The organism is Cellulomonas hominis (genome assembly GCF_014201095.1).
Lineage (GTDB): Bacteria > Actinomycetota > Actinomycetes > Actinomycetales > Cellulomonadaceae > Cellulomonas > Cellulomonas hominis.
Genome location: NZ_JACHDN010000001.1, coordinates 1,267,817 through 1,293,938, shown reverse-complemented (window position 1 = coordinate 1,293,938; position 26,122 = coordinate 1,267,817). Strand labels below are relative to the sequence as shown.

27 protein-coding genes are annotated in these 26,122 nt (G+C 76.6%); 15 read left to right on the top strand and 12 right to left on the bottom strand.

Going from position 1 to position 26,122, the window contains the following annotated elements; all coding sequences use genetic code 11:
• Positions 1–13 precede the first annotated feature (13 nt).
• The 10 genes from HNR08_RS06025 to HNR08_RS05980 all read left to right on the top strand — a co-directional run bounded on the left by HNR08_RS06025 (position 14) and on the right by HNR08_RS05980 (position 9,486).
• Positions 14–958, top strand: coding sequence for an aldo/keto reductase (locus HNR08_RS06025; RefSeq protein WP_146833728.1), 945 nt, complete (start codon positions 14–16; stop codon positions 956–958).
• 1 nt (position 959) lies between these two features.
• Positions 960–1,928, top strand: coding sequence for an amidohydrolase family protein (locus HNR08_RS06020; protein ID WP_146833730.1), 969 nt, complete (start codon positions 960–962; stop codon positions 1,926–1,928).
• Between the two features lie 136 nt (positions 1,929–2,064).
• On the top strand, positions 2,065–2,763 hold the full coding sequence (gene deoC, locus HNR08_RS06015) for a deoxyribose-phosphate aldolase (protein ID WP_146833733.1): 699 nt from the start codon (positions 2,065–2,067) through the stop codon (positions 2,761–2,763).
• Positions 2,753–3,715, top strand: coding sequence for a ribokinase (locus tag HNR08_RS06010; protein WP_146833736.1), 963 nt, complete (start codon positions 2,753–2,755; stop codon positions 3,713–3,715). Before deoC ends, HNR08_RS06010 begins: the two co-directional genes overlap by 11 nt.
• Before the next feature lie 22 nt (positions 3,716–3,737).
• Positions 3,738–4,241 carry an RbsD/FucU domain-containing protein gene (locus HNR08_RS06005; protein WP_146833739.1) on the top strand — a complete coding sequence of 168 codons (504 nt, stop codon included), beginning with the start codon at positions 3,738–3,740 and terminating at the stop codon, positions 4,239–4,241.
• A 1-nt stretch (position 4,242) separates the two neighbouring features.
• Positions 4,243–5,019 carry an HpcH/HpaI aldolase family protein gene (locus HNR08_RS06000; protein WP_146833743.1) on the top strand — a complete coding sequence of 259 codons (777 nt, stop codon included), beginning with the start codon at positions 4,243–4,245 and terminating at the stop codon, positions 5,017–5,019.
• A 128-nt stretch (positions 5,020–5,147) separates the two neighbouring features.
• Complete coding sequence (locus HNR08_RS05995; protein WP_146833746.1) at positions 5,148–6,449, top strand: MFS transporter; 1,302 nt, start codon at positions 5,148–5,150, stop codon at positions 6,447–6,449.
• A gap of 141 nt (positions 6,450–6,590) precedes the next feature.
• Positions 6,591–7,358 carry a LamB/YcsF family protein gene (locus HNR08_RS05990; RefSeq protein WP_146833749.1) on the top strand — a complete coding sequence of 256 codons (768 nt, stop codon included), beginning with the start codon at positions 6,591–6,593 and terminating at the stop codon, positions 7,356–7,358.
• A gap of 19 nt (positions 7,359–7,377) precedes the next feature.
• Positions 7,378–9,051: a 5-oxoprolinase subunit B/C family protein gene (locus HNR08_RS05985; protein WP_146833752.1), complete on the top strand. Its 1,674-nt coding sequence runs from the start codon at positions 7,378–7,380 to the stop codon at positions 9,049–9,051.
• A gap of 96 nt (positions 9,052–9,147) precedes the next feature.
• On the top strand, positions 9,148–9,486 hold the full coding sequence (locus tag HNR08_RS05980) for an STAS domain-containing protein (protein WP_443092510.1): 339 nt from the start codon (positions 9,148–9,150) through the stop codon (positions 9,484–9,486).
• A 77-nt stretch (positions 9,487–9,563) separates the two neighbouring features.
• Here HNR08_RS05980 and HNR08_RS05975 read toward each other — a convergent pair whose 3' ends face one another.
• The 4 genes from HNR08_RS05975 to HNR08_RS05960 all read right to left on the bottom strand — a co-directional run bounded on the left by HNR08_RS05975 (position 9,564) and on the right by HNR08_RS05960 (position 12,003).
• Positions 9,564–9,809 (bottom strand): hypothetical protein, encoded by a 246-nt coding sequence (locus tag HNR08_RS05975; protein WP_183834839.1) that lies wholly within the window; start codon positions 9,807–9,809, stop codon positions 9,564–9,566.
• Positions 9,806–10,255, bottom strand: a complete 450-nt coding sequence (locus HNR08_RS05970) for a sigma factor-like helix-turn-helix DNA-binding protein (protein ID WP_183834837.1) — start codon at positions 10,253–10,255, stop codon at positions 9,806–9,808. Before HNR08_RS05970 ends, HNR08_RS05975 begins: the two co-directional genes overlap by 4 nt.
• Before the next feature lie 75 nt (positions 10,256–10,330).
• Positions 10,331–11,473 carry a hypothetical protein gene (locus tag HNR08_RS05965; RefSeq protein ID WP_146833758.1) on the bottom strand — a complete coding sequence of 381 codons (1,143 nt, stop codon included), beginning with the start codon at positions 11,471–11,473 and terminating at the stop codon, positions 10,331–10,333.
• Positions 11,470–12,003: an RNA polymerase sigma factor gene (locus HNR08_RS05960; protein ID WP_146833761.1), complete on the bottom strand. Its 534-nt coding sequence runs from the start codon at positions 12,001–12,003 to the stop codon at positions 11,470–11,472. Before HNR08_RS05960 ends, HNR08_RS05965 begins: the two co-directional genes overlap by 4 nt.
• Before the next feature lie 192 nt (positions 12,004–12,195).
• Here HNR08_RS05960 and HNR08_RS22605 point away from each other — a divergent pair, with 192 nt between their 5' ends.
• Positions 12,196–12,978, top strand: a complete 783-nt coding sequence (locus HNR08_RS22605; RefSeq protein WP_146833763.1) for a diguanylate cyclase domain-containing protein — start codon at positions 12,196–12,198, stop codon at positions 12,976–12,978.
• On the opposite strand, the gene HNR08_RS05950 is transcribed toward HNR08_RS22605, so the two are convergent.
• From HNR08_RS05950 to HNR08_RS05925, 6 genes are all read right to left on the bottom strand, one after another.
• Entirely contained in the window at positions 12,975–14,324 is a 1,350-nt protein-coding gene (locus HNR08_RS05950; RefSeq protein ID WP_146833766.1) for a hypothetical protein, read from the bottom strand. The genes HNR08_RS22605 and HNR08_RS05950 overlap by 4 nt on opposite strands.
• Complete coding sequence (locus tag HNR08_RS05945) at positions 14,321–14,851, bottom strand: sigma-70 family RNA polymerase sigma factor (protein ID WP_146833769.1); 531 nt, start codon at positions 14,849–14,851, stop codon at positions 14,321–14,323. The genes HNR08_RS05950 and HNR08_RS05945 overlap by 4 nt, the downstream gene beginning before the upstream one ends.
• A gap of 105 nt (positions 14,852–14,956) precedes the next feature.
• Entirely contained in the window at positions 14,957–16,177 is a 1,221-nt protein-coding gene (locus HNR08_RS05940; RefSeq protein WP_146833772.1) for a hypothetical protein, read from the bottom strand.
• Positions 16,177–16,716 (bottom strand): RNA polymerase sigma factor, encoded by a 540-nt coding sequence (locus HNR08_RS05935; RefSeq protein ID WP_146833775.1) that lies wholly within the window; start codon positions 16,714–16,716, stop codon positions 16,177–16,179. The genes HNR08_RS05940 and HNR08_RS05935 overlap by 1 nt, the downstream gene beginning before the upstream one ends.
• 89 nt (positions 16,717–16,805) lie before the next feature.
• Positions 16,806–18,179: a hypothetical protein gene (locus HNR08_RS05930; RefSeq protein WP_183834835.1), complete on the bottom strand. Its 1,374-nt coding sequence runs from the start codon at positions 18,177–18,179 to the stop codon at positions 16,806–16,808.
• Positions 18,176–18,706: a SigE family RNA polymerase sigma factor gene (locus HNR08_RS05925; RefSeq protein WP_146833778.1), complete on the bottom strand. Its 531-nt coding sequence runs from the start codon at positions 18,704–18,706 to the stop codon at positions 18,176–18,178. Before HNR08_RS05925 ends, HNR08_RS05930 begins: the two co-directional genes overlap by 4 nt.
• A 239-nt stretch (positions 18,707–18,945) precedes the next feature.
• Between HNR08_RS05925 and HNR08_RS05920 the strand changes: the two genes are divergently transcribed.
• From HNR08_RS05920 to HNR08_RS05910, 3 genes are read left to right on the top strand one after another with little or no spacing between them, the layout of a single operon-like run.
• Positions 18,946–21,243 (top strand): sodium-translocating pyrophosphatase, encoded by a 2,298-nt coding sequence (locus tag HNR08_RS05920; protein ID WP_146833781.1) that lies wholly within the window; start codon positions 18,946–18,948, stop codon positions 21,241–21,243.
• A gap of 44 nt (positions 21,244–21,287) precedes the next feature.
• The gene (locus HNR08_RS05915; RefSeq protein ID WP_146833784.1) at positions 21,288–21,713 is read left to right on the top strand and encodes a hypothetical protein; all 426 of its coding nucleotides are present in this window, start codon (positions 21,288–21,290) and stop codon (positions 21,711–21,713) included.
• Positions 21,713–22,369: a histidine phosphatase family protein gene (locus HNR08_RS05910; protein ID WP_146833978.1), complete on the top strand. Its 657-nt coding sequence runs from the start codon at positions 21,713–21,715 to the stop codon at positions 22,367–22,369. Before HNR08_RS05915 ends, HNR08_RS05910 begins: the two co-directional genes overlap by 1 nt.
• Here HNR08_RS05910 and HNR08_RS05905 read toward each other — a convergent pair.
• Together HNR08_RS05905 and gad are read right to left on the bottom strand one after the other, a co-directional pair.
• On the bottom strand, positions 22,320–22,991 hold the full coding sequence (locus tag HNR08_RS05905; protein ID WP_221286317.1) for a YrhK family protein: 672 nt from the start codon (positions 22,989–22,991) through the stop codon (positions 22,320–22,322). The two genes, HNR08_RS05910 and HNR08_RS05905, sit on opposite strands and share 50 nt — an antisense overlap.
• Positions 22,988–24,400 (bottom strand): glutamate decarboxylase, encoded by a 1,413-nt coding sequence (gene gad / locus HNR08_RS05900; RefSeq protein WP_146833787.1) that lies wholly within the window; start codon positions 24,398–24,400, stop codon positions 22,988–22,990. The genes HNR08_RS05905 and gad overlap by 4 nt, the downstream gene beginning before the upstream one ends.
• Positions 24,401–24,482: 82 nt before the next feature.
• On the opposite strand from gad, the gene HNR08_RS05895 reads away from it, so the two are divergent.
• Positions 24,483–26,042, top strand: a complete 1,560-nt coding sequence (locus HNR08_RS05895) for a DUF7059 domain-containing protein (RefSeq protein ID WP_146833790.1) — start codon at positions 24,483–24,485, stop codon at positions 26,040–26,042.
• The last annotated feature ends 80 nt before the right edge of the window (positions 26,043–26,122 follow it).

Sequence of the window (26,122 nt, the reverse complement as noted above, 5' to 3'; positions counted from 1 at the left end):
GAAGGAGCTCCTCGTGCAGACCCGACCCCTCGGCCGCACCGGCCTCGACGTCCCCGTCCTCAGCCTCGGCGCCGCGCCGTTCGGCGACGTGTACGGCGACATCACCCAGGACGACGCCGACGCCACGATCCGCGTCGCCCTCGAGCAGGGCATGAACCTGGTCGACACGTCGCCCTGGTACGGCCAGACCCGCTCCGAGATCGTGCTCGGCCGGGCGCTGCGCGGCATCGACCGCGACGCCTACGTGCTGACCACCAAGTGCGGCCGGTACGAGCCCGGGGCGTGGGACTTCTCGGCCGAGCGGATCCGCCGCAGCATCCCCGAGAGCCTGGAGCGCCTCGGCCTCGACCACATCGACCTCATCCAGTGCCACGACATCGAGTGGGGTGACGTCGACCAGGTGGTGCACGAGGCGCTGCCCGTGCTCCGCGAGCTCCGCGACCAGGGCCTGGTCCGGCACATCGGGATCACCGGCTACACCCTCGACCTGCTGGAGCGGATCGCGGTGCAGGAGGAGGTCGACTCCGTCATGACGTACTGCACCTACAACCTGCAGGACCGCCGGCTCGCGGAGACGGCCGCCCGCCTGGAGCAGCACGGCATCGGCGTGTTCAACGCCTCCCCGCTGCACATGGGCGCGCTCACGACCAAGGGCGCTCCGGAGTGGCACCCGGCGTACCCCGAGGTGCTCGCCGCCACCCGGACCGTCTCGGACCTCTGCCGCGAGGCCGGCACGACGATCGAGGTGCTGGCGATGCAGTTCGCCCTGGACCTGCCGGAGGACACCGGCATCTCCACCACCGTCGTCGGCACCGCGAACCCGAAGAACGTGCTGCGGAACGCCGCGGTGCTCGGGCAGCGCCCCGACCCGGAGCTCGTCGCCCGCGTCGAGGAGGCGTTCGGGCCGTGGCTCAACGTCGGCTGGGACGTGCCGAAGCCCGCGGTCGCGGGGGCCTGACGTGCGGACCGTCGTCGACTCCCACGTGCACCACTGGGACCCCGAGCGCCTGGCCTACCCGTGGCTGGACGAGTTCACGCGCCTGCGCCGGCCGTACCTGCCGGAGCACCTGGCGGCGGACGCGGCGGGCCTCGGGGTCGCGGGCGTCGTGCACGTGCAGGCGGACTGCCGCCCGGACCAGGCGCTCGCCGAGGTCGACCTCGTCGCCGCCCTGGACGCGCCCGTGCCGGTGCTCGGCGTCGTGGCGTACGCGGGCGTCGAGCGGGGCGCGGCCGTGGCCGACGAGCTCGCGGCGCTCACCGAGCGTCCGCTCGTGCGGGGGATCCGGCGGTCCACCCAGAACGAGCCCGACGGCGTCCTCGGCTCCGCGGCCTACCGCGACGGCCTCGTCGAGGTCGCCCGGGCCGGGCTCACCGCCGACCTGTGCGTGCGCGCGGCGCAGCTGCCCGAGGTGGTGGCCGCGCTGCGCGACGTGCTCGACCGCGAGCCCGGGCTGCGCGTCGTGCTCGACCACGCGGGCAAGCCGTCGATCGCCGACGACGTGACCGGCACGGGCCGCACCCGCGCCGCGTGGCGGGCCGACCTCGCCGACCTGGCCGCGCTGCCCGGCGTGGTGTGCAAGGCGTCCGGGCTCGTGACCGAGGCCGACTGGGACGCCTGGACGCCCGGGCAGGTGCTGCCGTACCTGGCCGACGTGCTCGACGTGTTCGGGCCGGGCCGGGTGCTGTTCGGCAGCGACTGGCCGGTGCTCACGCTGGCCGCCGACTACCCGCGCTGGCTGGCCCTGGTCGCCGGTGCGGTCGAGCCGCTCGGCGACGCCGCCCTCGACGCGGTGCTCGCCGGGAACGCCGTCCGGACCTACCGCCTGACCGTGCCCGCGCGGCCCGCGCCGCCTGCGCACCGGGCGCACCCCGCGGACCCCGCGCACCCCGCGCACCCCGCGAGAGACGGAGCCGCACCCCGCCCCTAGCCCCCGAGCCCGCCGGGCGAGCGCCCCCCGTCCACCGCCGGCCCCGTGCCGCCGGTGGCGCGGCCGGGTGCGCCCTCGACCCGGCACCCCGCACCGCCCGCACACCCCGCAGAACCCCGCACCCAGGAGAACGCTCGTGATCGACTTCCAGGACCGCGCCCAGGTCGCCAAGGCCATCCAGTTCACCAACGTCAACCCGAACCTCACCCGCGCCGAGGTCACTCGGCACATCGAGACCTGCGCGACCTACGGCTTCGACGCCGCGATGATCGCCCCGTCGTACTGCGCGCTCGGCAAGCAGATCCTGGCCGGCACCGGCGTCAAGGTCGCCACCACCCTCAACTTCCCGCAGGCCAACGACACGCTCGGCATGAAGATCGCCGCCCTGCGCGAGCTCGCGAGGACCGGCGCGGACGAGTTCGACTTCCCGCCGAACCCGGGCCTGCTGGTCGGCGGCGAGGTGGACGCCTACGCCGAGGAGCTGCGCGAGGTCGCCCGCGTCGCGCACGAGGAGGGCCTGGTCCTCAAGGCGATGCTCGAGTTCGGCTTCCTCACCGACGAGCAGAAGGCCCTCGCCTCCCGGCTCGCGACCGAGGCCGGCATCGACTGGATCAAGAACTCCTCCGGCTGGGGCGTCGGCGGCTGCGCCGCGACCGTCGAGGACGTGCGGATCCTCGTCGAGAACACGCACGCCCCGACCCGCGTGAAGGTCTCCGGCAAGGTGAACTCGCTCGAGAAGATGCGCGAGCTGTTCGAGGCCGGCGCGGAGCTGGTCGGCACGTCCTCGGCGACGCAGATCGTCGACGGCCTCGTGGGCGACGCCGATGCCTACTGAGGCCGGCGCCCGCGGCGCCCGCGGCACCCGTCCGGCCCGGGTCTGCGTCCTCGGCTCCTACGCCGAGGCGCTGGTGCTCACCGCGGACCGGATCCCGCAGCCGGGGGAGACCCTCGTCGGCCGGGACTACCGGCAGACGTACGGCGGCAAGGGCTCGGACATGGCCGTGCAGGCGGCCCGGCTCGGTGCGGACGTCGCGTACGTGGGCGTGGTCGGGGACGACGCCTTCGGGCGCGGGTTCGCCGACCTCATGCGGGCCGAGGGCGTGGACACCACGCACCTGCGGGTCACGGACGAGCGGCCCACCGGCGTCGGGATGATCATCAAGGACGTCCGGGCGCGGAACGTGATCGTCGTCGACATGGGCGCGAACGAGCTGTTCGGGCCGGACGACGTCGACGCCGCCGCGCCCGCGATCGCGGCCGCCGACGTCGTGCTGGCGCAGCTCGAGATCCCGCTCGGCACCGCCCTGCACGGCCTGGCCGCCGCCCGCGCGGCGGGGGTCACGACGGTGCTCAACCCCGCGCCCGCCGTGGACCTGCGGGACGTCGACCTGTCCGCGGTCGACGTCCTCACCCCGAACGAGACCGAGGCCCGGCTGACCGTCGGGCTGCCCCCGGACTCGCCCGTGCCGAACGCGGAGATCGCCGAGCAGCTGCTCGCCCGCGGCGCCCGCGCGGTCGTCATGACGCTCGGCGAGCACGGGGCCGAGGTGTTCACCGCCGCCGGCTCCACCCGCGTCCCCGCGCACCGCGTCGACGTCGTCGACTCCAACGGCGCCGGCGACAGCTTCAACGCCGGCCTGAGCGTCGCGCTCGGGGAGGGCCGCGACCTCGCCGAGGCGGCGGCGTTCGCCGGCGCGGTCGCGGGCCTGTGCTGCGAGGAGTGGGAGACGGTCCCGTCCTACCGCACCCGCGCGCAGGTCGAGCAGTTCCTGGCCGGACGGCCCTGACCCCCACGAGGAGGACCCACCCATGCAGCCCCACCGCATCCTGCACGCGGACCTGGCCCGCGCGCTGGCGACGCTCGGGCACACCGACGTCGTGCTGGTGACCGACGCCGGGTTCCCGATCCCGGCCGGCGCGCACGTCGTCGACCTCGGCCTGACCGCCGGGACCGTCGACGTGCTGACCATCCTGCGCACCCTGCGGGAGCACCTGTTCGTCGAGGAGGTGCGCTTCGCGCCCGAGGTGAAGACCCGGTACCCGTCGCTCTACGCGGAGGTGCAGGACGTCTACACCGGCTCGGGCGCCGCGTTCGTGGCGGCCCCGCACGAGGAGCTGATCGAGACGTGGGCGCCCCGCGCCAAGGTCGTGATCCGTTCCGGCTCGCTCACCGCGTGGGCGAACTTCGCCCTGGTGGCGTCCACGGACCCGTTCGCGTGGTTCCGCGACGACGAGGGCGTCGAGCCGCTGCCGCTCTACGTCGAGCGCCGCCGCCGGATCACCGAGGGCGTCGTGCCCGAGCTGGAGGTGTGACATGACGCTGAAGGAGCGCTGGGCCGCCGGTGAGGCGGTCACCGGCATCTGGGGGTCGATCGGCGACCCGGTGGTCCTCGAGATCGAGGCGCGGGCCGGGTACGACTACGTCACCGTCGACCTGCAGCACGGCTTCAACACGTGGGCCTCCCTGCCCGGGACCCTGCGGGTGCTGCGCGGCACGGGCGCCGCGGTGCTCGTCCGCGTCCAGTCCTGCGACCCCGTGCAGATCACGCGGGCGCTCGACCTCGGCGCGGACGGCGTCGTCGTCCCGATGATCGAGTCCGCCGACGAGGCCCGCGCCGCCGTCGCGGCCGTGCGGTACCCGACCACCGTGCCCGGTGCCGTCGGCGGCACCCGGAGCTACGGGCCGGTCTGGGCGGACCACGACACCCTCGCGGGCACCGGCCCGCTCGGGGACGACAAGGTCTGCGTGCTGCAGATCGAGACCGCCCGGGCGCTCGCGGCCATCGACGAGATCGTGGCCGTCCCCGGCGTCGACGTCGCCTACGTCGGGCCGTACGACCTCGCGCTCAGCAGCGGGCTCGGCGGCCGGACGTACCGCGACAGCCCGGAGATCGCCGCGATGGTCCAGCGCGTGCTGGACGCCGCCGCGGCCGCCGGGGTCGTCGGCGGCATGCACTGCGACGGGCCGCCGATGGCCGGCGAGTGGCACCGGCGCGGTGCCGGGATGCTCACCGTCGCGCTCGACACCACCGTCGTCCGCGAGGCCCACCAGGCGCTCGCGGCCGCCGCCCGGCAGGCCGTCACCGGCTGACCTGCACCACCCGCACGTCCCAGCACCACCGCACCGCCCCGTGATACACACCCCCGTGTTGGGGGACGCAGTACCGGTCGCCGCCACTGCCGACGTCGACCTCGCCCCGGACAGAAGGACCTCTCCGCATGGCTACTGACACCGCCGCCGTCACCGTCGACTCGCAGTCGGGACGTCCGGTCTACAACCTGAGCAAGGCGCTGCACCGCCGGCTGATCTGGACGCTCTCCGGCAACTTCCTGTTCCTGCTCGCGCTCTACAACGCGGTCATCTCGGTGTTCCTGCCCAACACGGTGCAGAAGATCACCGACGCCGCGGAGGGCGGCGGCGACAAGGTCGTGGCGCTCGCGACGATCATGACGGTCTCGTCGTTCCTCACGATCTTCGCCCAGCCGCTCGCCGGCGCGATCTCCGACCGGACCCGGTCGCGGATCGGCATGCGCGCGCCGTTCATCCTCGGTGGCTCGTTCGTCGGCGGCGCCGCGATCGCGATGCTCGCCCCGCAGTCCTCGATGCTCGGCATCGGCATCTTCTGGGTCATCGCCTCGGTGATGCTGAACGTGATGAACGGCCCGCTGGCCACCGTGCTGGCCGACCGGGTCGAGCCGCAGAAGCGCGGCGTGGCCTCCGGGTTCATCGGCGCCGCCCAGACCGGCGGCGGGACGCTCGGCATCATCTTCGGCGGCTGGATCGCGAACAAGAACCTGCCGCTCGGCTACGTGATCTTCGGCGTCGGCATCTTCCTGGTCTGCCTCGTGTTCGTCGCCGCCAACCGCGAGCCGTCCACGAAGGACATGGTCGTCGAGCCGTTCTCCTGGAAGCAGTTCTTCTCGCAGTTCTGGGTCAGCCCCCGCAAGCACCCGGACTTCGGCTGGGCGTTCTTCGGCCGGTTCTTCATGTACCTCGGGTACCAGGGCGTCGTCGCCTACCAGCTGTACATCCTGCGCGACTACATCGGGCAGTCGGACACCCAGTCGAACATCACCATCGGCCTGATGTCGACGATCCAGCTCGTCACCCTGATCCTGTCGTCGGTCGTCTCCGGCTACCTGTCCGACAAGTTCCAGGCGCGCAAGCCGTTCGTGTTCATCTCCTCGGTGATCATGGCCGCGTCGTACGTCGTGCCGCTGCTGTGGCGCACCGAGACCGGCATGCTCGTCATGGCCGCCGTGCTCGGCCTCGGCTACGGCTGCTACATGTCGATCGACATGGCGCTCATGACCCAGGTGCTCCCGAACAAGGGCGCCAACGCCGGCAAGGACATGGGCGTGCTGACCATCGCCACGAACCTGCCGCAGATGCTCACCCAGCCGCTCGTCGCGATCCTGCTGGCCATCTCGTCCGGCAGCTACGTGATCATCTTCGTCTGGGCGATCATCCTGGTGTTCAGCTCGGCGTTCATGGTGATGCCGATCAAGTCGGTGAAGTAGCGGGCTGCCCGACTGCCCCGCTGCCCGCGGCGCACCCACCGAGTGGAGAGTTCTGCCCGACACGCCCGGCGTGTCGCGTCGGAACTCTCCACTCGGCGTGCGCGGGGGCGTCCGGGGGCGGCGCAGCGGCAGGATGGGGCCGTGCACATCGACCTGAACTGCGACCTCGGCGAGGGGTTCGGGGTCTGGACGCTGGGGGAGCCCGGCACCGACGACGCCCTGCTCGAGGTGGTCACGAGCGCCAACGTCGCGTGCGGGTTCCACGCGGGCGACCCGGCGATCATGGCGGCCCGGTGCTCGACGGCGGCGGCCCGGGGCGTGGCGGTGGGCGCGCACGTCGGCTACCGGGACCTGGTGGGCTTCGGCCGGCGGCGGCTCGACGTGCCCCCGGACGTGCTGCTGCAGGAGGTCGCGTACCAGGTGGGCGCCCTGCAGGCCGTGGCCCGGACCGTCGGCGCGCGCGTCGGGTACGTGAAGCCGCACGGCGCGCTCTACAACCGGGTCGTGCACGACGAGGAGCAGGCGCTGGCCGTCGTCGCGGGCGTCGCCGGCACCGACCCGGGCCTCGCGCTGATGGGCCTGCCGGGGTCGGCCGTCCTGCGGCACGCCGAGGCCGCCGGGCTGCGGACCGTCACCGAGGCCTTCGTCGACCGGGGCTACCGCGCCGACGGCACCCTCGTCCCCCGCGGACGGCCCGGCGCGCTGGTCACCGACCCCGAGGAGGCCGCGGCCCGAGCGGTGCGGATGGTCCGGGACGGCGTCGTGGCGAGCGTCGACGGCGGGGACGTGCCCGTGGTGGCGGAGTCGCTGTGCGTGCACTCGGACACCCCCGGCGCGGTACCGGTCGCGCGGGCCGTGCGCGCCGCGCTCGAGGCGGCGGGGGTCGCGCTGCGGCCGGTCGCGCCGTGACGGCACCGGCGCCGGCGCGATGACCGTGCGCGTGGTCGCGTACGGGGACGACGCGCTGCTCGTGGACCTGCCCGGGCTGGACGCGGTGCGGGCGCTGGACGACGCGCTCGCGGCCCGGCCGCCCGCGGGGGTGGTGGACGTGGTGCCCGCCGCGCGGACGGTGCTGGTGCGGTTCACCGGTGCGGCGGCGGCTGCGCGCGGGGCCAGGGGTGTGGCCGCGGAGGCCGAGCGGGCCGCGGCTGCCTCGGGGGCGCGGCGCGAGGAGGGTGCGCGGCCCGGGGAGGCTGCGCGGCCCCGGGAGGGGGCGCGGCGCGCGGCCGGGGCGGTGGTCGAGCTGCCCGTGCGCTACGACGGGCCCGACCTCGCCGAGGTCGCCGCGCTCACCGGGCTGACGGAGGCCGAGGTGGTCCGGCGGCACGCGGCGGCGACGTACACGGTGGCGTTCGGCGGGTTCATGCCCGGGTTCGCGTACCTGACCGGGCTGGACCCCGCGCTGCACGTGCCGCGCCGGGCGACGCCGCGCGAGCGGGTGCCGGCAGGTGCCGTGGCGGTCGCGGGGGAGTACGCGGCGGTCTACCCGGCGGCGACCCCGGGCGGCTGGCGGCTGCTCGGGACGTGCGACGTGCCGTTGTTCCACGTGGATCACGACCCGCCGGCGCTGCTGCGGCCCGGCGTGCGGGTGCGGTTCGTGCCGGTACCGGGTGGTCCAGTGCCGGGTGGTCCGGTGCCGGGCGATCCGGCCGACCCCGCCCCGGCGCCCGCGACGGTCGCGTCCGCGGCGTCCGCGGCGTCCGCGGCGTCCCCCGCGCTGCCGCCGCCGGCCGGGCGCGCCGTGGTCGAGGTGCTCGCGCCCGGTGTGCTCACGCTCGTCCAGGACGCCGGCCGCCCCGGCCTCGCCGCGGTGGGGGTCGGCCGCTCCGGCGCCGCGGACCGGGGCGCGCTCCGCCTCGCCAACCGCCTGGTGGGCAACCGTGCGGACGCTGCCGTCCTCGAGGTGCTGCTCGGCGGGACCGAGCTCACGTTCCCCGCCGGGGGCGTCGTCGCGCTCGCGGGCGCGGAGGTCCCCGCGTGGGTGGGCGCCCGGCCCGTCGCCCCGCACACGGCCACCCGGGTGCCTCCGGGCGGGGCGCTGCGCCTCGGGCACGCCACCCGCGGCCTGCGGGTGACCGTCGCGGTGCGCGGCGGGGTGGCCGTGCCGCCGGTGCTGGGGTCCCGGGCGGCCGACCAGCTCTCCGGGATCGGCCCCGCGCCCCTGCGGGCGGGCGACGTGCTGCCGGTGGGTGCGGACGTCCAGGACGCCGCGCAGCCCTGGCCGGACCCGCCGCGCGCGTGGCCGGCCGCCGGCGAGCCGGTGGTGCTGCGGGTGCGTCCCGGGCCGCGGCTCGACCGGTTCCCGCCCGGCGTCCTCGACCGGCTGTGCGCGACGCCCTGGACGGTGACCCCCGCGAGCAACCGGGTGGCGGTGCGGCTCGACGGCCCGCCGCTGCCCCGGCTGGACCGCGGCGAGCTGCCGTCGGAGCCGCTGGTGCCGGGCGCGGTGCAGGTGCCGCCCGACGGGCTCCCCGTGGTGTCCGGCGCCGACCACCCGGTGACCGGCGGCTACCCGGTGCCGGCGGTCGTCGAGGCGGCGTCGGTGGACGCCGCGGCCCAGCTCCGGCCCGGCGACGCGGTGCGGTTCGCCCCGGCGGGCTGACCGCCGGCGGACACGCGTGAGCACGGACACGCCGACGGGGGGCGCGTGCTCTGCTTGAATAGCGCCCAGGCGAGGGGAGTGCAGGTGGACGTGAGCGTGGCCAGCAGGACCGTCGAGGGCCGGACGGTCGTCGACGTGACGGGCGAGATCGACGTGTACACGGCGCCCGCGCTGCGGGAGAAGCTGACCTCCCTGGTCGACGCGGGCCACGTCGACCTCGTCGTGAACCTCACCGAGGTGCGGTTCATGGACTCCACGGGCCTCGGGCTGCTCGTGGGGATCCTCAAGCGGGTCCGCGGGCTCGACGGCCGGCTGCAGCTCGTCATCGACTCCGAGCGGCTGCTCAAGGTCTTCCGGATCACGGCGCTGACCCAGGTGTTCACGATCCGCGAGACCGTGGACGAGGCGCTCGCGGACGTCCCCGCCGAGGGCTGACCCCGCTCAGGAGGTGCTCGGCCGCCCCTGGCCGACGACCTGCTGGACCACGCCGTCGCGCACGTCGACCCAGAGGTTCAGGGCGTCGGCCCGGACCCCGCCGGGGCCGGGACGTCGGCCGCGTCGCCGCCGCGCCAGTCCGCCAGGGTGCTGCCGGTGAGCGCCAGCAGCCCGGCCGTGGCCAGCGCCCCGCCCGCCGTCGCGCCCCCCAGCACGGCGCGCCGGCGCCGCCGCCGGGAGAGCACCGCCGCGACCGGGACCTCCGGCGCGTCGGCGAGCGCGTCCGACTCGATCTGCGCGAGCACCCCGGCCAGCGGCCTCACGCCCGCACCTCCGCGGCCTCGGCCGGGGATCCCATGCGCAGGCGGGCGTCCGCGAGGTGGCTGCGCACCGTCCCCGTGCTGAGGTCGAGCAGCCCGCCGATGCGGTCCGGGGGCAGCCCGTCCAGGTCGTGCAGTACCACGCACACCCGCTGCGCGGGCGGCAGCGCCAGCAGCGCCTCGTGGGCCGGCGTCCGCGCGGCCGCGTGGGCGTGCGGGCCGCGGCGTCGCCGGCCGGCGGCCACCGCGACGAGGAGCGTCCGGCGCACCTCAGCCTCCGCGGTCGCGGGGTCCGCGGCGGCGCGCGGGCGCAGCACCGTCCGCACCAGGGCGTGCTGCACGAGGCCCTCCGCCTCGGGCAGGTCCCCGGTCAGCAGGTACGCGTACGCGACCAGCGCCCGGCCGCGCTCGCGCGCGACCGCCTCGATCGTCTCGTCCCCGTACGCCACCGCGGTCCTCCTGTCGGCCCTGCCCCTACCCGTCATGACGGACGAGGGCCCCGGAACGTTGCCCCCGGCCGGGCGTCAGGGGAGGAACTGCCCGACGAGCTGGACGACCACGCCGTCGCGCACGTCCACCCAGAAGTCGGTGGACGGCGCCTCGGGCGCCGTTCCCCGGCACCGCGCCGCCATCTCGGCCTCAGCGCCGGCGTCGAGCGCCAGCACCTCCGGGAACGGCAGCACGGCGCACGAGCCGACGACGGTGACGTCCGGCGCGACGGGCACCGTGCGCACGCGCTCGGACTGGTTCTCCACCAGGAAGCCGAGGGGCAGGTCGGGGTCCTCCCGGCCGGCCGCGAGCTCGGCGGCGACGACCTCGTCCCGGGAGCGCACCTGCAGGACGTCGACCGTGACGGTGCGCGCGCCGGGGTCGGCGCCGGTGACGGTCGCGAAGTAGTCGCCGTCGGGGAGCAGGTCGCCCGGACCGGGGTCGTCCGGGGCGTACTCGCCGCCCTCCACGAGCGCGAACCGGTCCACGGACGGGTCGACGAGAGGGCGCGCCGCGGAGGTCGCCGCGGGCGGGACGTCGAGGTCCACGGGGTCGGACACGGCGATCCCGTCCGGGGTGCGGACCGCGACGACCGCGCGGTAGGCGCCCGCCGGCAGGCGATCACCGGCGCACGCCGCCGGAGCGCCGGACAGCGCCAGGGTCGCCGCGTCGCCGTCCCGGCCCCACGCACCCGCGTCCCGCGCCGGGAGCAGCGCGACCACGTGGCCGTCGTCCCCGTCTGCGAGCACCGCGAGCACCGCGGTGTCCGGGTCGGCGGCCGGCAGGTCGGTGGCGCCCGCTCCGGTGACGACCGCGCGGGCGACGACGTCACCGTCGGCGTGGCCCTCGACGGCTGCGACCTCGACGGTCAGGGACAGGTCGTCGCCCGCAGCCACGGTGTCGCCGCACACGGGCCACGCCCGGAGCGGTGTCGTCGGGGCGGCCGTCGTCGGGAGGGGATCCGGCGCGGCGGGTGCGGGGTCCCAGCGCGCGACGCCGGCGCCCACGAGCGCCACGGCGCCGACCGCGGCCAGGGCGCCTCCCGCGCCGACACCCCGGACGACGGCGCGCCGGCGCCGGCGGCGCCGGACGATCCGGTCGACGGGAAGGGGCTCGGTGCCGTGCCGGATGTCGTCGGCGATGTCGCCGAGGGCGCGGACCAGGTCGTCGTCGTTCACCGCACGTGCTCCTCGTCGTCGTGGGCGGGCCGGCCTGCTGTCACCGTGAGGGCGGGTCCCAGCCGGCCGCGCGCCTCCGCCAGGTAGCGCTTCACGGTGCCGGTGGACAGCCCGAGCTCCGCGACGACGTCGGTCACGGTCATGTCGTCCACGTACCGCAGCACCACGCACGCGCGCTGCCGGGGCGTGAGGAGCGCGAGGGCGGCCTGCACGTCGCGCCGCGCCGTGGCCGCGTCGGCCGGGTCGGGCGCGGTGCGGTCGGCGTCGGCCGCGAGCCGCGGCAGGGCGTCCAGCCAGCGGCGGCTGCGGCGCCGCGCGTCCAGGTACGTGGTGAGCACCGTGCGCCGGACGTAGCCCTCCGCGGTCCGCAGGTCGACGCCGGCGCGCGCCCGCAGCACCGTCTTCACGAGCGCGTCCTGCACGAGGTCCTCGGCGTCCCGCCGTGACCCGCTCAGCAGGTAGGCGTACGCCACCAGCGCCGGCCCGCGCTCGCGCGCCAGCGCGGCGATGACCTCGTCCCCGTGCGCCACCGTCGGTCCCTTCGTCGTCGGACAGCCTCCACCTGCTCCGACGCCCGGGGTCGCCGGCCGGTTGTGGCGTCACGCGGACGGCCCAGTGCGCGTCCCCCGCGGGCCGGCCGGTCCGTGAACACCTGCCGAACATCCGCGGACGGGGGCCGCCGCCGGGCGGGCGGGGCCGGCGCGGGCCGCGAGGATGCGGCGGTGCCTGACGACGTCGACCTGCTGGTCCGCACCTCCCGCGCCGTGGGCGGCGTGCGCCGCACCGTGGGCGAGATCGCCGTCCCGGTGGCGGTCGTGGACGCGGACGTCCCGATGAGCGAGGTCGAGGTGCTCTTCCGCTCGCCGCACCTGCCCTGCCTCGCCGTGCAGGCGGCCGGCGGCGCGATCGGCATGGTGTCGCGCACGCGCTTCACCGACGCGCAGACGGGGCGGCTGGGGTTCGGGCGGGCGGTGCTGGCGCGGCGCCCGGTCGCCGAGGTCGCGGACTGGACGCCGCTGGTCGTCGCGGAGGGCACCGGCGTGGTGGAGGCGGCGACGCGCGCGATGGAGCGGTCGGGGCCGACCCGGTACGACGACGTGCTCGTGCGGTCCGGCACGTGGGGCGCGGTCGCGACGTCCGACCTGGTCCGGTCGCTGGTGGCGGCGCTGTCGGAGCGCACCCTGCACGACCCGCTGACGCGGCGCCCGGGCCGCGAGCTGGTGCTGCACACGCTGCGCAGCTGGGTGCCGCTGCTGCGGGGCACCGCCCGCCGGCTGCTGGTCGTGCAGGCGGACGTCGCCGGGCTCGCGCGGGTGAACGTCCGGCACGGCGCGGACGCGGGGGACGCGGTGCTGCGCGCGGTCGCCGACCGGCTCGCGGCGGCGCTGCCGGAGGGCAGCCTGGTCGGCCGGACCGGCAGCGACGAGTTCACCGCGGACGCGGACGGGCTGCTGCGCGAGGCGCAGTCGCAGATGCTGGCCCGCAAGGAGGCCGGGCGCGGTTAGGGCACCACGAGCGTGGCCGGCTCGCTGACCAGGGTCGGCCGCGCCGCCTCGCGGTCGTCCGGCATCACCATCACGACGACGGCGACCTCGTACGTGCCGGCGGGCAGCGGGCTGCCGTCGCACGACGGGATGCTGGACACCGAGGTGGTGATCGGCACGGCGGTCCCGGTCGCGAGGAGCGGCCGCCAGTCCCCCTCGAAGACCGGCTCCTGGCCGACGACCACGCCGTCCCGGGACACGACGAGCCAGGGCGCCGTCAAGGAGAAGCCGAGCCGGCCGCCACCGCCGTACCGCAGCGTGACCTCGGTCTGCGCGAGGTCCGCCGGCGCGAGCACCGCGCCGGCGTGCTGCCAGTCGACCACCAGCGGGCTCGCGGGGTCGGGCACCGGGGCCGGGCCGGAGCACTCCGGGGCGTCCCGCGGGACGAGCGCGGCGGGGGCCGCCCCGCTCCCCGGCGCGGGCGCGACGGTCTCCGCCGTGCCGGTGACGGTGAACGCGACCGGCGCCCCCACCGCCGTCGCCCGGGTGCCCACCGTCGCGACCGCCTCGTCCGCGGACAGCCACTGGCCGGGGCCGGTGGTGGGCGCGTCCTCGGAGTCGCCCAGGTCGGCGACGTCCGCCCACGGCACGAGCTGGTACTCGCCGGCGGGCAGCGGCGCACCGGCCGACACCCCGGGCTGCCCGTCCGCGGCGCACACCGCGAGCGGGAGCCAGTCGGCGGTCCACCGGAACTCGCCCTGGTGGCCGGCGCGCAGGTCCCAGGAGTCGTCGCCGCCGAGCAGGCCCGTGCCGACGACGACGCCGTCGCGGACGACCGCGAGCCGCGGCCCGGACGAGGGCACCGCGGAGAACTGCGGCCCCGACCCCGACGCGGCGTCGACCCAGCCCTGCACCTCCAGGCTGCTGCCCGCCGCGGCGGTGGTCGTGGTGAGCCGCGCCACGGCCTCGAACCGGCCGTCCACCGGGTACGGCGTCGCGGCGCCCGCGAGCGAGCCGCACGTGCCGAACGACGCGGACGGGTCGCCGGTGGGCAGCACCACGCCGGGCGGCTCGGGGGTGGCGCTGGGCGTGGCGCTCGGGGTCGGCGCCGGGGTGGTGACGGTCGGCGTCGGCGTCGGGGCCGCCGGCTGCGGCGCGGGCTCCGGCGCCAGCGCGAACCCGCCGAGCGCCAGGCCGGTGACGGCGGCCAGCCCGCCCGTGGCGAGCGCGGCCGCCCGCACGCGCCGGCGCCGGCGCACGCGCCGGACGGTGGGGACGAGCAGGACGTCCCCGTCGGCGCCCGCGCGGTGCGCGGCGGCAGCGCCGGCGGCGAGGTCCCGCAGCGTGGCGTCGAGATCGCGGCTCATCGCGTGCCCCCGTTCGTGGTCGGCAGGTCCTCGGCGGCGAGCGCCGTCGGGCCGAGAAGCGGTGCCAGGGCCTGGTTCGCGTCGTGCAGGTACCGCTTGACGGTGCCCTCGCTCACGTCGAGGCGGTCCGCGACCTCGCGCACCGCGAGGTCCTCGTAGAAGCGCAGGACGACGCAGGCCCGCTGGCGGGCGGTCAGGTGCGCGAGCGCGGCCAGCACCGCGTCGCGGTCGTCCGCGCCGGCCTGCAGGTCGGCAGAGCGCTCGGGTGCCGCGACCAGGTGCTGGACGTCCCGCCAGCGGTGCGCGCGCCGCCGGCCGTCGACGAAGGCGTGCAGGATGCACCGGCGGACGTACGCCTCCAGCCACTCGACGTCCCCGCCGCCGCGGCGCCGCGTCCACGTCCGGACGAGCCCCTCCTGCACGAGGTCCTGCGCGGCGGCCAGATCACCGGCGAGCAGGTAGGCGTAGCCCACCAGCGCGTCGCCGCGTTGCCGTACGAAGCCCTCGAGCTCCCGTTCCCACGACACGCCGTGGCCTCCTCACGCCGGGCCTGCACCATCCTGTCGCCCACCCAGACGCCCGGGGGGCGGCGGACGTTGGTGCGTTCACCCGTCCGGCGCAACGGTGCGACGTCAGCCCCGCGTCACCCGGTAGACGAGCGTCGTCCCGCCGTCCTCCCCGGGGAGCTCCTGCACGTCGATGCCGACGCCGCGGCCCCGGGCGGAGATCCCGTCCGCGGTCCCGCCCCACTCGGTCAGGTCCGTGCGCACCCAGCGGTCCGCCGAGCCGACGGCCCGGGTGCCGGCCACCCGCTCGGCGGCCGCGACGGCCTCCTCCTGCACGAGGGTCAGCTCGGGGTCCACGCCGCTGAACCGCACCCACGAGCCGGTCGATCCCTGCGGCACGCCGAGGGCGTCCGCCGCCCGCTGGAGCGCGTCGGTGCCGTGCACCTCCACCGTGACCTTCCAGCCGCCGGTGCCGGCCGTCACCGCGTCGATCACCCGCGTACCCACCAGCGGCACCGCGTCGAGCGGGAAGTCGGCCGGCAGGTTCTCGGCGCCGGCGGCGATCGGCGCCTCCTCGGGCAGCAGCGTGACGGGCACCGGCGGCGAGACCGCGAGGTGCGCCGCCCCGTCCTCGGCGCGCTCGAGCCGGGCGACGGCGCGCAGCGTGTACTCGCCCGCGGCGGGGACGGCTCCGGCCAGGCCCTCCGATCCGGTGCCCGGGCAGGCGCGGAGCGTCCCCGTGCCGGCCGTCTCCCGCTGGGCCTCGGTCAGCATCCCCGCGGTGGTGTCGTCGGAGGACACGACGACCGCGGCGCCGTCGGCGACCGCGACGACCACCTCGTCCCGGACGAGCAGGATCGACGAGCCGACGAGCTCCTCCGTCGGGGCCTCGGCGCCGGCGTCGGCGGGGACGTCGAGCCAGACCGGCACCTCGCCGCCGAGAGAGCGCCCCACGAGCTCGCCGCCGTCGACGTCCACGCCGGGCAGGCCGAGCGACAGGTCGACGCCTCCGGAGGTCACCGCCAGGCCCGCGACGGCCGCGCCGCACAGGTCGGAGTCGCTCGGTTCGACGGGGGCGGCGGCCGGCGCGCTCGTGCCCGCCGGACCCCCCGGTCCCGCGGCGGCCGGCGGGTCTCCGGTGCCCCCCCGCTGCGCGGCGAGCGCGCCGAGCCCGACGACGCAGGCCGCGCCCGCCCCCACGGTCGTGCGCGCGACCGCGCGGGCCGTGCGGCGGCGGCGCACCCTCGCGTGCAGCGCGGCCAGGCCCGCCGTGCCGCCGAGGGCGCGCGGGTCGTCCGGGGCGCCGTCGACGGCGTCGCGCAGCGCCCGCTCCAGGTCGAGGGTCATCAGAGCCTCCCGCTCGGGGTCAGGTCGATCTCGTGGTCGGGCACGGCACGCACCGGGCCGAGCAGCTGCTCGAGCGCGGCGACGCCGTCGTGCAGGTACCGCTTCACCGCGCCGTCGGACACGCCGAGGCGCCGGGCGATCTCGGGGACCGTCAGGTCGTCGTAGAACCGCAGCACCACGGCGGCGCGGAGCCGGGGGGCCAGCCGCCCGAGAGCCACCTCGACGTCGGTGCGGTCGTCGGACGCCCCCTCGTGCCCCGGGTCCGACTCGGCGCGGGCCACCAGGTGCCGCACGCCCGCCCAGAGCCGTCGGCGCCGGTGGCCGTCCAGGTACGCGTTGAGGATCGCGCGGCGCACGTACCCCTCGACCGCCGCGGGCTCACGCAGGGAACCGCGGGCGCGGGCGAAGGTCCGGACGAGGGCCTCCTGGGTGAGGTCCTCGGCCTCCCGGGGGTCGCCGGTGAGCAGCGCGGCGTAGCGGACGAGGGCCGCCCCGCGGTCGCGGACCAGCGCGTCGAGCGCGTCCTCCCAGCTGGTCACGCCACCCCCTGCCCTCCGCGCGAGGGCGGCCGGACGCCGCCCTCGTCCCCCATGACGAGCGACGGTCCCGAACCGTTGCCCCTCGGCCGTCACTCCACGACGAGGGGGAACGGCTCCCCCCGGACCACGAGCTGCTGCCCGCCCGTCAGGTCGACGGTCCCGCCCGGCGACCGGATCTCCGCCGCGGTCATCGGCAGCACCGGGTGCACCGTGTACGTGCCCGGCGGGAGCGGTTGCTCTCCCAGGAACTCGCCCTCGCAGGCCACGAGGTCGGTCTCCTCCGGCACCGGCAGGGTGGCGCCCGTGCCGAGGTCGACGAACCCCCAGTACCCGTCGTAGTGCAGCCGGCTGCCGCCGACGACGACGCCGTCCCGCTCCATGAGGTACTGCACGCCCAGGCGGAGGTGCGCGCGCAGCCGGTCCGGGCCCAGGTACGTGAGGACGCCGGGCGCGCTCACCACCGCGCCGGGACCGGTCGACGTCGGCGGCGGGGCGTCCAGCGTCAGCGTCCGGCCGGTGTCCGAGACGACGGGAGCGGCGCCGCAGGCGGGCTCCGGCACGAGGGCCGCGTCCAGCACCGGCGCGGGCGGGGTCGTCGCGGGCGCCCCGGACGCGACCACGCTGAACGGCTCGGGGTCGCCGACGACCCGCACCCAGTCCGCCTCGTGCTGCGCTGCCAGCACCTCGAGCGGGGTGTCGAGCACCGCGGCGTCGTCGCCGAGCGGCAGCGCGAGCGCGGAGGTGACGACCTGGTAGTCCCCCGGGGGGAGGTCGCCGCCGTCCTGGCAGGAGGTGAGCGGCAGCGTGCCGGCGAAGTAGACGGCGTGGATGCCCGCCTCCGCGTAGTACGAGCCGTACCCCGCGGGGACGTCTCCGTACAGGTCGCCCCCCGCGACGACGACGCCATCCCGGAGCACCAGGACCTCGGGCCCCGAGTCCTCGAGCAGGCCGACGTTCGCCCCGGTGGGCTCCCAGTTCACGCTCAGCGCCCCCTGCACCATCGCGGACACCGGCAGCGGCTCGCCGACGTCGACCCGTTCGGCGCGGGGTCCCCCGGCCACCACCCACCGGTCGTCCCGCGGGGGAGCGGAGGCGAGCAGCGACCCGCAGGTGCCGAACGGCGCCGCCGGGTCGCCCGCGGGGAGCGCCGTCGCGGGGGCGGACGCGGTCGGGGTCGGGCTCGGGGAGGGGGAGGGGGTGGGGGACGGCGTGCGGGTCGGGCCGGGCGCGGCCGGCAGCGGCTCCGGGCGCTCCGCGAGCGCGGCGCCGCCCAGCACGAGCGCTGCGACGACGGCCAGCGCGCTCCCGCCCGCGGCGGCGACCCGGACGCGCCGCCGCCGTCCCGCGACGGCGACGACCCGCTCGGCGGACAACCCGGTCGCGGCCCGCAGGCGCGCGGCCTGCTCGTCGGCGCCCCGTCCCGCGAGGTCGCCCAGTGCGGCGTGCAGGTCGTGCTCGTTCATCGCCGGTCCTCCGTCCGCACCTCGACCGTCTCGGCGAGCGGTCCCGGCTCGCCCAGCAGCGCCCCGAGGCGCCGCGTCCCGTCCGACAGGTAGCGCTTGACCGCGCCCTCCGAGACCTCCAGCCGCGCCGCGATCCCGGCGACGGTCAGGTCGTCGTAGAACCGGAGCACCACGCACGCCCGTTCCCGAGGGGGCAGCCGCCGCAGCGCCTCGGCGAGGTCCACCGCGTCGTCGGTCGCTCCCGACCGGGCCGGCTCCGCGTCCGGCGCCGCGAACAGGTGCGCGCGGCCCTGCCACAGCCGCCGGCGGCGGTACTGGTCCAGGTAGGCGGTCAGCACCGCGGCCCGGACGTACCCCTCGAGCGACGTGATGTCGGTGCCGGCGCGTCGACGCGACCACGCCCGCGCGAGCGCCTCCTGGACGAGGTCCTGCGCGCTGTCGTGGTCACCGGTCAGCAGGCGGGCGTACCCCACGAGCGCCGGGCCCCGCTCGGCGACGAACGTCGTCACCTGCTCCTGCCACGCCACGCCGGCTCTCCTTCGTCCCGGACGATCCTGTCGTGGTGTGGGACGCGGACCTCGGCGGGAACGTTGGGGCGCGGCGGACGTTCACCCGGTCGGCGCAGCCGCCGCCGCGGCGCCGGGCGCGCGATCCGACCGCCCGGATCGGGCATCTGTGGCTACAGTGGCGTCCTCCACGCGGCAACGGGGCGGCGTGAGGTCGGGGGCGGCCGGGCGAGGCCGTTGCCCGTGTCCGAGGAGGATGCATGGTCGATCTCGGTCCGGCGAGCCTCGTGGTGGTCGCCGTCATCGCCGCCGTGGCGGTCGCCGCTCTGGTCGTGGCGGTGGTGCTCCGGCGGCAGGTCCTGGCGGCCGACGAGGGGTCGGCGGCGATGCGGTCCATCGCGGCGGCGGTCCAGGAGGGTGCGGCGGCGTACCTCAACCGGCAGCTGCGCACGCTCGTGCTGTTCGCGGTGGTGGTGTTCGCGCTGCTGTTCCTGCTGCCGGGCGACGCGGGGGTGAAGATCGGCCGGTCCGTGTTCTTCCTGGTGGGCGCCGGGTTCTCCGCCTCGATCGGGTACCTCGGGATGTGGCTGGCCACGCGGGCGAACGTCCGGGTCGCGGCGGCGGCGTCGCTGCCGGGGGGCCGGGCGGAGGGCGCGCGGATCGCGCTGCGCACCGGCGGGGTCGTGGGCATGTCCGTGGTCGGCCTCGGGCTGCTGGGCGCCGCGGTGGTCGTGCTGCTGTACCGGGGCGAGGCGCCGGCGGTGCTGGAGGGCTTCGGCTTCGGGGCCGCGCTGCTCGCGATGTTCATGCGGGTCGGCGGCGGCATCTTCACCAAGGCGGCGGATGTCGGCGCGGACCTGGTCGGCAAGGTCGAGCAGGGCATCCCGGAGGACGACCCGCGCAACGCCGCGACGATCGCGGACAACGTGGGCGACAACGTGGGCGACTGCGCGGGCATGGCGGCCGACCTGTTCGAGTCGTACGCGGTCACGCTGGTGGCGGCGCTGATCCTCGGCCGGGCCGCGTTCGGCGAGGAGGGCCTGGTGTTCCCGCTGATCGTCACCGCGGTCGGTGCGGTGGTCGCGGCGCTCGGCGTGCTGGTGACGCGGGTGCGCGGATCGGAGAGCGGGCTGGCGGCGATCAACCGCGGGTTCGCGATCGCGGCCGTCGCCGGCGCGGTGCTCGCCGCGGTCGCCGCGTTCGTGTACCTGCCGTCGTCGTTCGCGGCGTTCGAGGGCACCGCGGGGCTCGAGGACCACGGCGGCGACCCGCGGCTCGTGGCGGCGGCGGCCGTGGCGATCGGCGTCGTGCTGGCGGGGCTGATCCTCTGGGTGACCGGCTACTTCACGGGCACCACCTCCAAGCCGACGATCCACGTGGCCCGCACGTCGCAGACCGGCGCGGCCACGGTCGTGCTGTCCGGCATCGGCGTCGGGTTCGAGTCCGCGGTGTACACGGCCGGGATCATCGCCGCCGCCATCTGCGGCGTGTTCCTGCTGGCCGGCGGGTCGATCGCGCTGTCGCTGTTCCTCGTCGCGCTCGCCGGCTGCGGCCTGCTGACCACGGTCGGCGTCATCGTCGCGATGGACACGTTCGGCCCGGTGAGCGACAACGCCCAGGGCATCGCGGAGATGTCCGGCGACGTCACCGAGGAGGGCGCGCAGATCCTCACCGACCTGGACGCCGTCGGGAACACCACGAAGGCCGTCACGAAGGGCATCGCGATCGCGACCGCCGTGCTGGCGGCGACCGCGCTGTTCGGCTCGTACGCCGACGCGGTGGCCGGGGCGCTCGCGGACCTCCGGCTCACCGAGGTCCCGGGCGACATCGTGCTGGCGATGACCGACTACCAGGTGATCAGCCCGGTGACGCTGGTCGGGGTGATCCTCGGCGGGGCGACCGTGTTCCTGTTCTCCGGCCTGGCGATCGACGCGGTGACCCGCGCGGCCGGGGCGATCGTGTTCGAGGTGCGCCGCCAGTTCCGCGAGCACCCCGGGATCATGACCGGCCAGGTGCGGCCCGAGTACGGCAAGGTCGTGGACATCTGCACCCGCGACTCCCTGCGCGAGCTCGCGACGCCGGGCCTGCTCGCGGCGTCCGCGCCGGTGGCCGTCGGCTTCGGGCTCGGCATCGGCCCGCTCGCCGGGTTCCTCGCCGGGGCGATCGGCGCCGGCGTGCTCATGGCGGTGTTCCTCGCCAACTCCGGCGGGACCTGGGACAACGCGAAGAAGCTGGTCGAGGACGGCCGGTACGGCGGCAAGGGCTCGCCCGCGCACGCCGCCGTCGTCATCGGCGACACGGTGGGCGACCCGTTCAAGGACACCGCCGGCCCCGCGATCAACCCGCTCATCAAGGTGATGAACCTGGTCGCGCTGCTGGTGGCGCCCGCCGTGGTGGCCGTGAGCATCGGCGACGGCGCGAACCCGGTGCTGCGGCTGACCATCGCGGTGTTCGCGGCGCTGGTCGCGTTCGGCGCGGTGATCGCGTCCCGGCTGCGGGCCGCGCGGGTCGACGAGGAGGCGCGGCTGGAGCGGGAGGTGCGGCTCCCGGCGTCGTGAGCCCCGCCTCGACCCTGCCGCGGGAGTCGGGCAGGCTGGGGGTCATGACCCCACCGCGCCGCGGCGTCCGCCGTGCCCTGTCCGTCCTGGCGGCCGGAGCGCTCGCCCTGCCGCTCGCCGCGTGCTCCGGCGGGGACGCCGACGCGTTCTGCTCCGAGGCGGAGGAGGCGTTCGCGAACGTGGACGCCACCGGGGCGCTCGGGGACGACCCGGAGGCGTTCGCCGACGCGATCGCCGAGCAGCGCCAGGGCTTCGAGTCGATCGAGCCGCCGGACGAGATCGCCGACGCGTGGGCCACGTTCACCGCGACGTTCGCCGAGCTCGACGACGCGCTGCAGGCCGTCGACACCAGCGACCAGGAGGCCGTGAACGAGGCCCTGGCGGGGTTCTCCGGGTCGGCCGACGGCGAGGAGCTGTCCGACGCGTCCGACCGGATCGGGACCTACCTGACCGAGAACTGCGAGGCGTGATGCGGCTGCACCTGGTCCGGCACGGGCAGACGGGCTCCAACCTGGTCCACGCCCTCGACACCGCGGCCCCCGGGGCCCCGCTGACGGCGGAGGGGCGCCGGCAGGCGCGGGCGGTCGGCGAGGCCCTCGCGGGTGAGCCCCTGGACACCGTCTACGCGTCGCACCTGGACCGGGCGCGCGCGACCGCCGCGGAGGTCGCCCGGCCGCACGGGCTCGACGTCACCGTCCGCGAGGGCCTGCGCGAGGTGCTGGCGGGCGACCTGGAGATGCGGACCGACCCCGCGTCCGTCGAGCAGTACCTGCGCACGATGATCGCCTGGGCGTCCGGGGACCTCGGTGCGCGGATGCCGGGCGGGGAGTCCGGGCGCGCGACGCTCGACCGGTTCGACGCGGTGGTCGACGAGATCGTCGGCACCGGCGCGGACACCGTCGCCGCCGTCAGCCACGGCGCGGTGATCCGGCTGTGGGCGATCACCCGTGCGCGCAACCTGCACGCCGGCGCCCCCGTGGTGCAGGTCCTGGAGAACACCGGCGTCGTCACGCTCGAGTCCGACGGCCCGGGCGGCTGGACGGTCACGCGCTGGATGGACGAGACCGTGCCGCACGTCAGCCCGGCGCCCGGCGACGGTCCCGGCGGGGCGCCGCTGCCGGTGTGACGGACGCGGGCAGCAGCGCGGCGCCGGCCAGGAAGGCGACGGCGCCGAGGAACGTCCCGAGGTTCACCAGCGCGAGGTTCGCCGGGTCCGTGGTGTCCCCGACGTACCGCGCCGCGACGGCCGCGATCCCGAAGGCCACGGACCCGGCGAGGTTGAGCGCGGCGACCCACCAGGCGGCGGACCGCGGCCGGGCCCCGCGCCGCGCCAGCGCGTACGCGATGCCGCTGGCGACGAGGAAGCAGACCGACCCGTAGACGTCCGGCGCCCACACCAGGCGCCGTGCCTCCGGCTCCGCCAGGTCCCGGGTCGCGGCGAGCGTGCTCACGTTGAAGCACACCGTGCCGACCAGCTGCACCCACCCCGCCAGCCGGTCCCACCGCAGCGCGCGGTCCGTGCCCGCCAGCTGGAGCGCGGCGGCCGACGTGAAGAACACCGACCCGACGACGAACGTCCACGCCACCGCCGGCCCGGGCAGGTCCGCGACGTAGCCCGGCAGCGAGCCGAGCGCGAAGCACACCGAGCCGGCGCCGAAGAGCACACCGATCCGCACGGCGGCGGCCCGGGCGTCGCGCGTCGCGCCCGGGTCCGCCGCTGCGCCGGGGTCCGCCGCGGCCCCCGTCACGGGTGGTGCAGGCCCGTGCGCGCCTTGCCCTGCGCCGCCGCGTGCCCCGGGGAGGTCCACAGGTCGGCCTTGACGTGCGTGCGCGGCGCGGGCGGCGGCTCGGCCGTGAGCTGCTCGTACGCGAGGTCGAGGTCGCGCAGCAGCTGGTCGATCATCGGCCGGCTGAGGTCGAGCCGGACCACGACCCGCATGAGGTGCACGTCCTCCGCGTCCGGCGGCAGGCTGTACGCCGGGACGATCCAGCCGTGCTCCCGCAGGCGCGCGGACAGGTGGTAGACGTCGAAGCCGGGGTCGCCGACGAGCCGGAACGTCACCACGGGCTCCGCCAGCCCGGGGTTGAGGATCTCGAACCGGCCGCTCGCCGTCAGCGCCTCGTTGAGGTGCCGCGCGTTGGCGAGCATCGTCTCGACGATCGCGGTGTACCCCGCCCGGCCGAGCCGCAGGAAGTTGTACATCTGCGCCTGGATCATCGCGGAGCCGCGGGAGAAGTTGAACGTGTACGTCGGCTGCGCGCCGCCGAGGTAGTTCACGCTGGACACCAGGTCCTCCGGCAGCCGGGAGGCGTCCCGGAAGATCAGCCAGCCGACGCCCGGGTACACCAGGCCGTACTTGTGCCCGGACGCGTTGATCGAGGCGACCTGCTCCAGCCGGAAGTCCCACCGCAGGTCCGGCTCCGCGAACGGCGCGACGAACGCCCCGCTCGCGCCGTCGACGTGCAGCGGGACGTCCCAGCCGCGCTCCCGCTTCAGGCGCACGAGCAGCGCGTCGATCTCCTCGATCGGGTCCGCCTCCCCGATGTGTGTCGTGCCGAGCACCGCGCCGACCGCGATGGTGTTCTCGTCCACCCGCTCCTCGACGTCGGCGGCCGTGATAGTGAACCGGTCCGGCCGCATCGGGATCTCGCGCATCTCGACGTCGAAGTAGTTGGCGAACTTGTCCCAGACCACGTGCGTCTCCGCGCCGAACACCACGTTCGGGCGGTCCGTCGGCAGGCCCGCGGCCTCGCGCCGGTGCTTCCACGCCCGCTTGTGCGCGAGCAGGCCGAGCATGATCGCCTCCGACGACCCGATCGTCGCGACGCCCACGACCCGCTCGGGGTCCGGGGCGTGGAACAGGTCGCCGAGCATGTGCACGCACGCCTCCTCGACCAGCGAGGACACCGGGTACTCCTCGTGGTCGATGTGGTTCTTGCGCAGCGTGTCGTGGATCAGCGCCTCGGCCTGCGGCTCCATCCACGTCGTGACGAACGACGCCAGGTTCAGCGTCGCCGTCCCGTCGAGCATCAGCGCGGTGTGCAGCAGCTCGTACGCCTCGTCCGGGTCCATCCCGTCCTTCGGGAAGGTCGTCCGGTCGAAGTGCCGGCGGAAGCTCGCGCGTCCGTGGATCGGGATGCCGTCGGTGCTGCTCATCGTGCCCCCTCAGGTCGTGACGTCGTCGTCGCCCGGACCGTAGCAAGGGCGCCTCGCACGGCCGATCGGGGAGGATGGGGCGGTGCCCTCCCACCCCGCCGACGCGCCGCACACCGACCCCGCCCTGACCGCCGCCCTGCGCGCGGACCTCGCCGCCGCCGGGTTCACCGTGCCCGGCGTCGAGGACCTGCTCGGCCCGGTCGCCGCCGCGGCGCTGCACCGCGAGGAGCCCGCACCCGCGCTGCTGGCCACCGAGGCCGCCGGGTCCGACCCGCGGGCGGCGCTGGTCCGGGCGTTCGTCCTGGGCGAGGCCGTGCCCGCGGCGCGCCTCGCCGCCGCGCTGCCCGCCCTGGGGGTCGCCGGGGCCGAGCGCCTCGGGCTGGTCGAGGCCGCGGGCGCCGGTCCGGACGACGCCGTGCGCGCCCGGGTCGACCTGCGGCCGTACGAGGCCGTCGACGGCGCCGGGACCGTCGACTGGTGGATCGCCTCGGACCTCGGGGAGCTCGCGACCGGCGGGGCGCTGCGGACCGACCACGTCCTCGGCGTCGGCGGGGCGTCCACGACCCTCGCGCAGGTCACCGTGCGGGAGCCCGTCGGGCGGACGCTCGACCTCGGCACCGGCTGCGGCATCCAGGCGCTGCACGCCGCGCGGCACTCCGGGGCGGTCGTCGGCACGGACATCTCGGAGCGCGCGCTGGCGTTCGCGCGGTTCAACGCGGCGCTCGCCGGGGTCGAGGTCGACCTGCGGCCCGGGTCGATGCTGGAGCCCGTCGCGGGGGAGCGGTTCGACCTCGTCGTGAGCAACCCGCCGTTCGTCATCACCCCGCGCGCCGCCGAGGGTGTGCCGACCTACGAGTACCGGGACGGCGGGCGCACCGGCGACGCGATCGTCTCCGACCTCGTCACGTCGGTCGGCTCCGTGCTCGCCCCCGGGGGCGTCGCGCAGCTGCTCGGCAACTGGGAGGTCCGCCGCGGCGAGTCCTGGGACGAGCGGGTCGGGGCGTGGCTCGACGCGTCCGGGCTGGACGGCTGGGTCGTGCAGCGCGAGCTCCAGGACCCCGCGCAGTACGCCGAGACCTGGATCCGCGACGGCGGCACCACCCCCGACCGGGACCCCGCGGCCTGGCGCGCCCGGTACGCCGCGTGGCTCGCGGACTTCGCGTCCCGGGACGTCGAGGGCATCGGGTTCGGCATCGTCGTGCTGCGCCGGCCGGCCCGCGACGTGCCGCCGGGCGCGCGGCTGCGCCGGCTCGAGGAGGTCACCGGCACGGTCCGGCAGCCCCTCGGCCCCGCGATCGGCGCGAGCCTCGCCGCGCACGACCGGCTCCGCCACCTCGACGACGCCGCCCTGGCCGCCGCGCGGCTGACCGCGGCCCCCGACGTCACCGAGGAGCGGTACCTGCGCCCCGGCGACGCGGACCCGCAGGTCGTGCTGCTCCGGCAGGGCGGCGGGTTCGGCCGGACGGTCCAGGTCGGCACCGCGCTGGCCGGGCTGGTCGGGGCGTGCGACGGGGAGCTCGCGGTCGGGCAGATCGTCGGGGCGCTCGCGGCGCTGCTCGGCGTGGACGGCGGGGCCCTGGCGGCCGAGCTGCTGCCCGAGGTCCGCGGCCTCGTCCAGGACGGTCTGCTCCTGCCGGCCTGACCCGCGCGCCCCCGCGCGCCCGCCGCTCCCTCGCGCTGATCCGCCGCCCGCCGCCCGCCGCCCGCCGCTCGCCGCCCGCC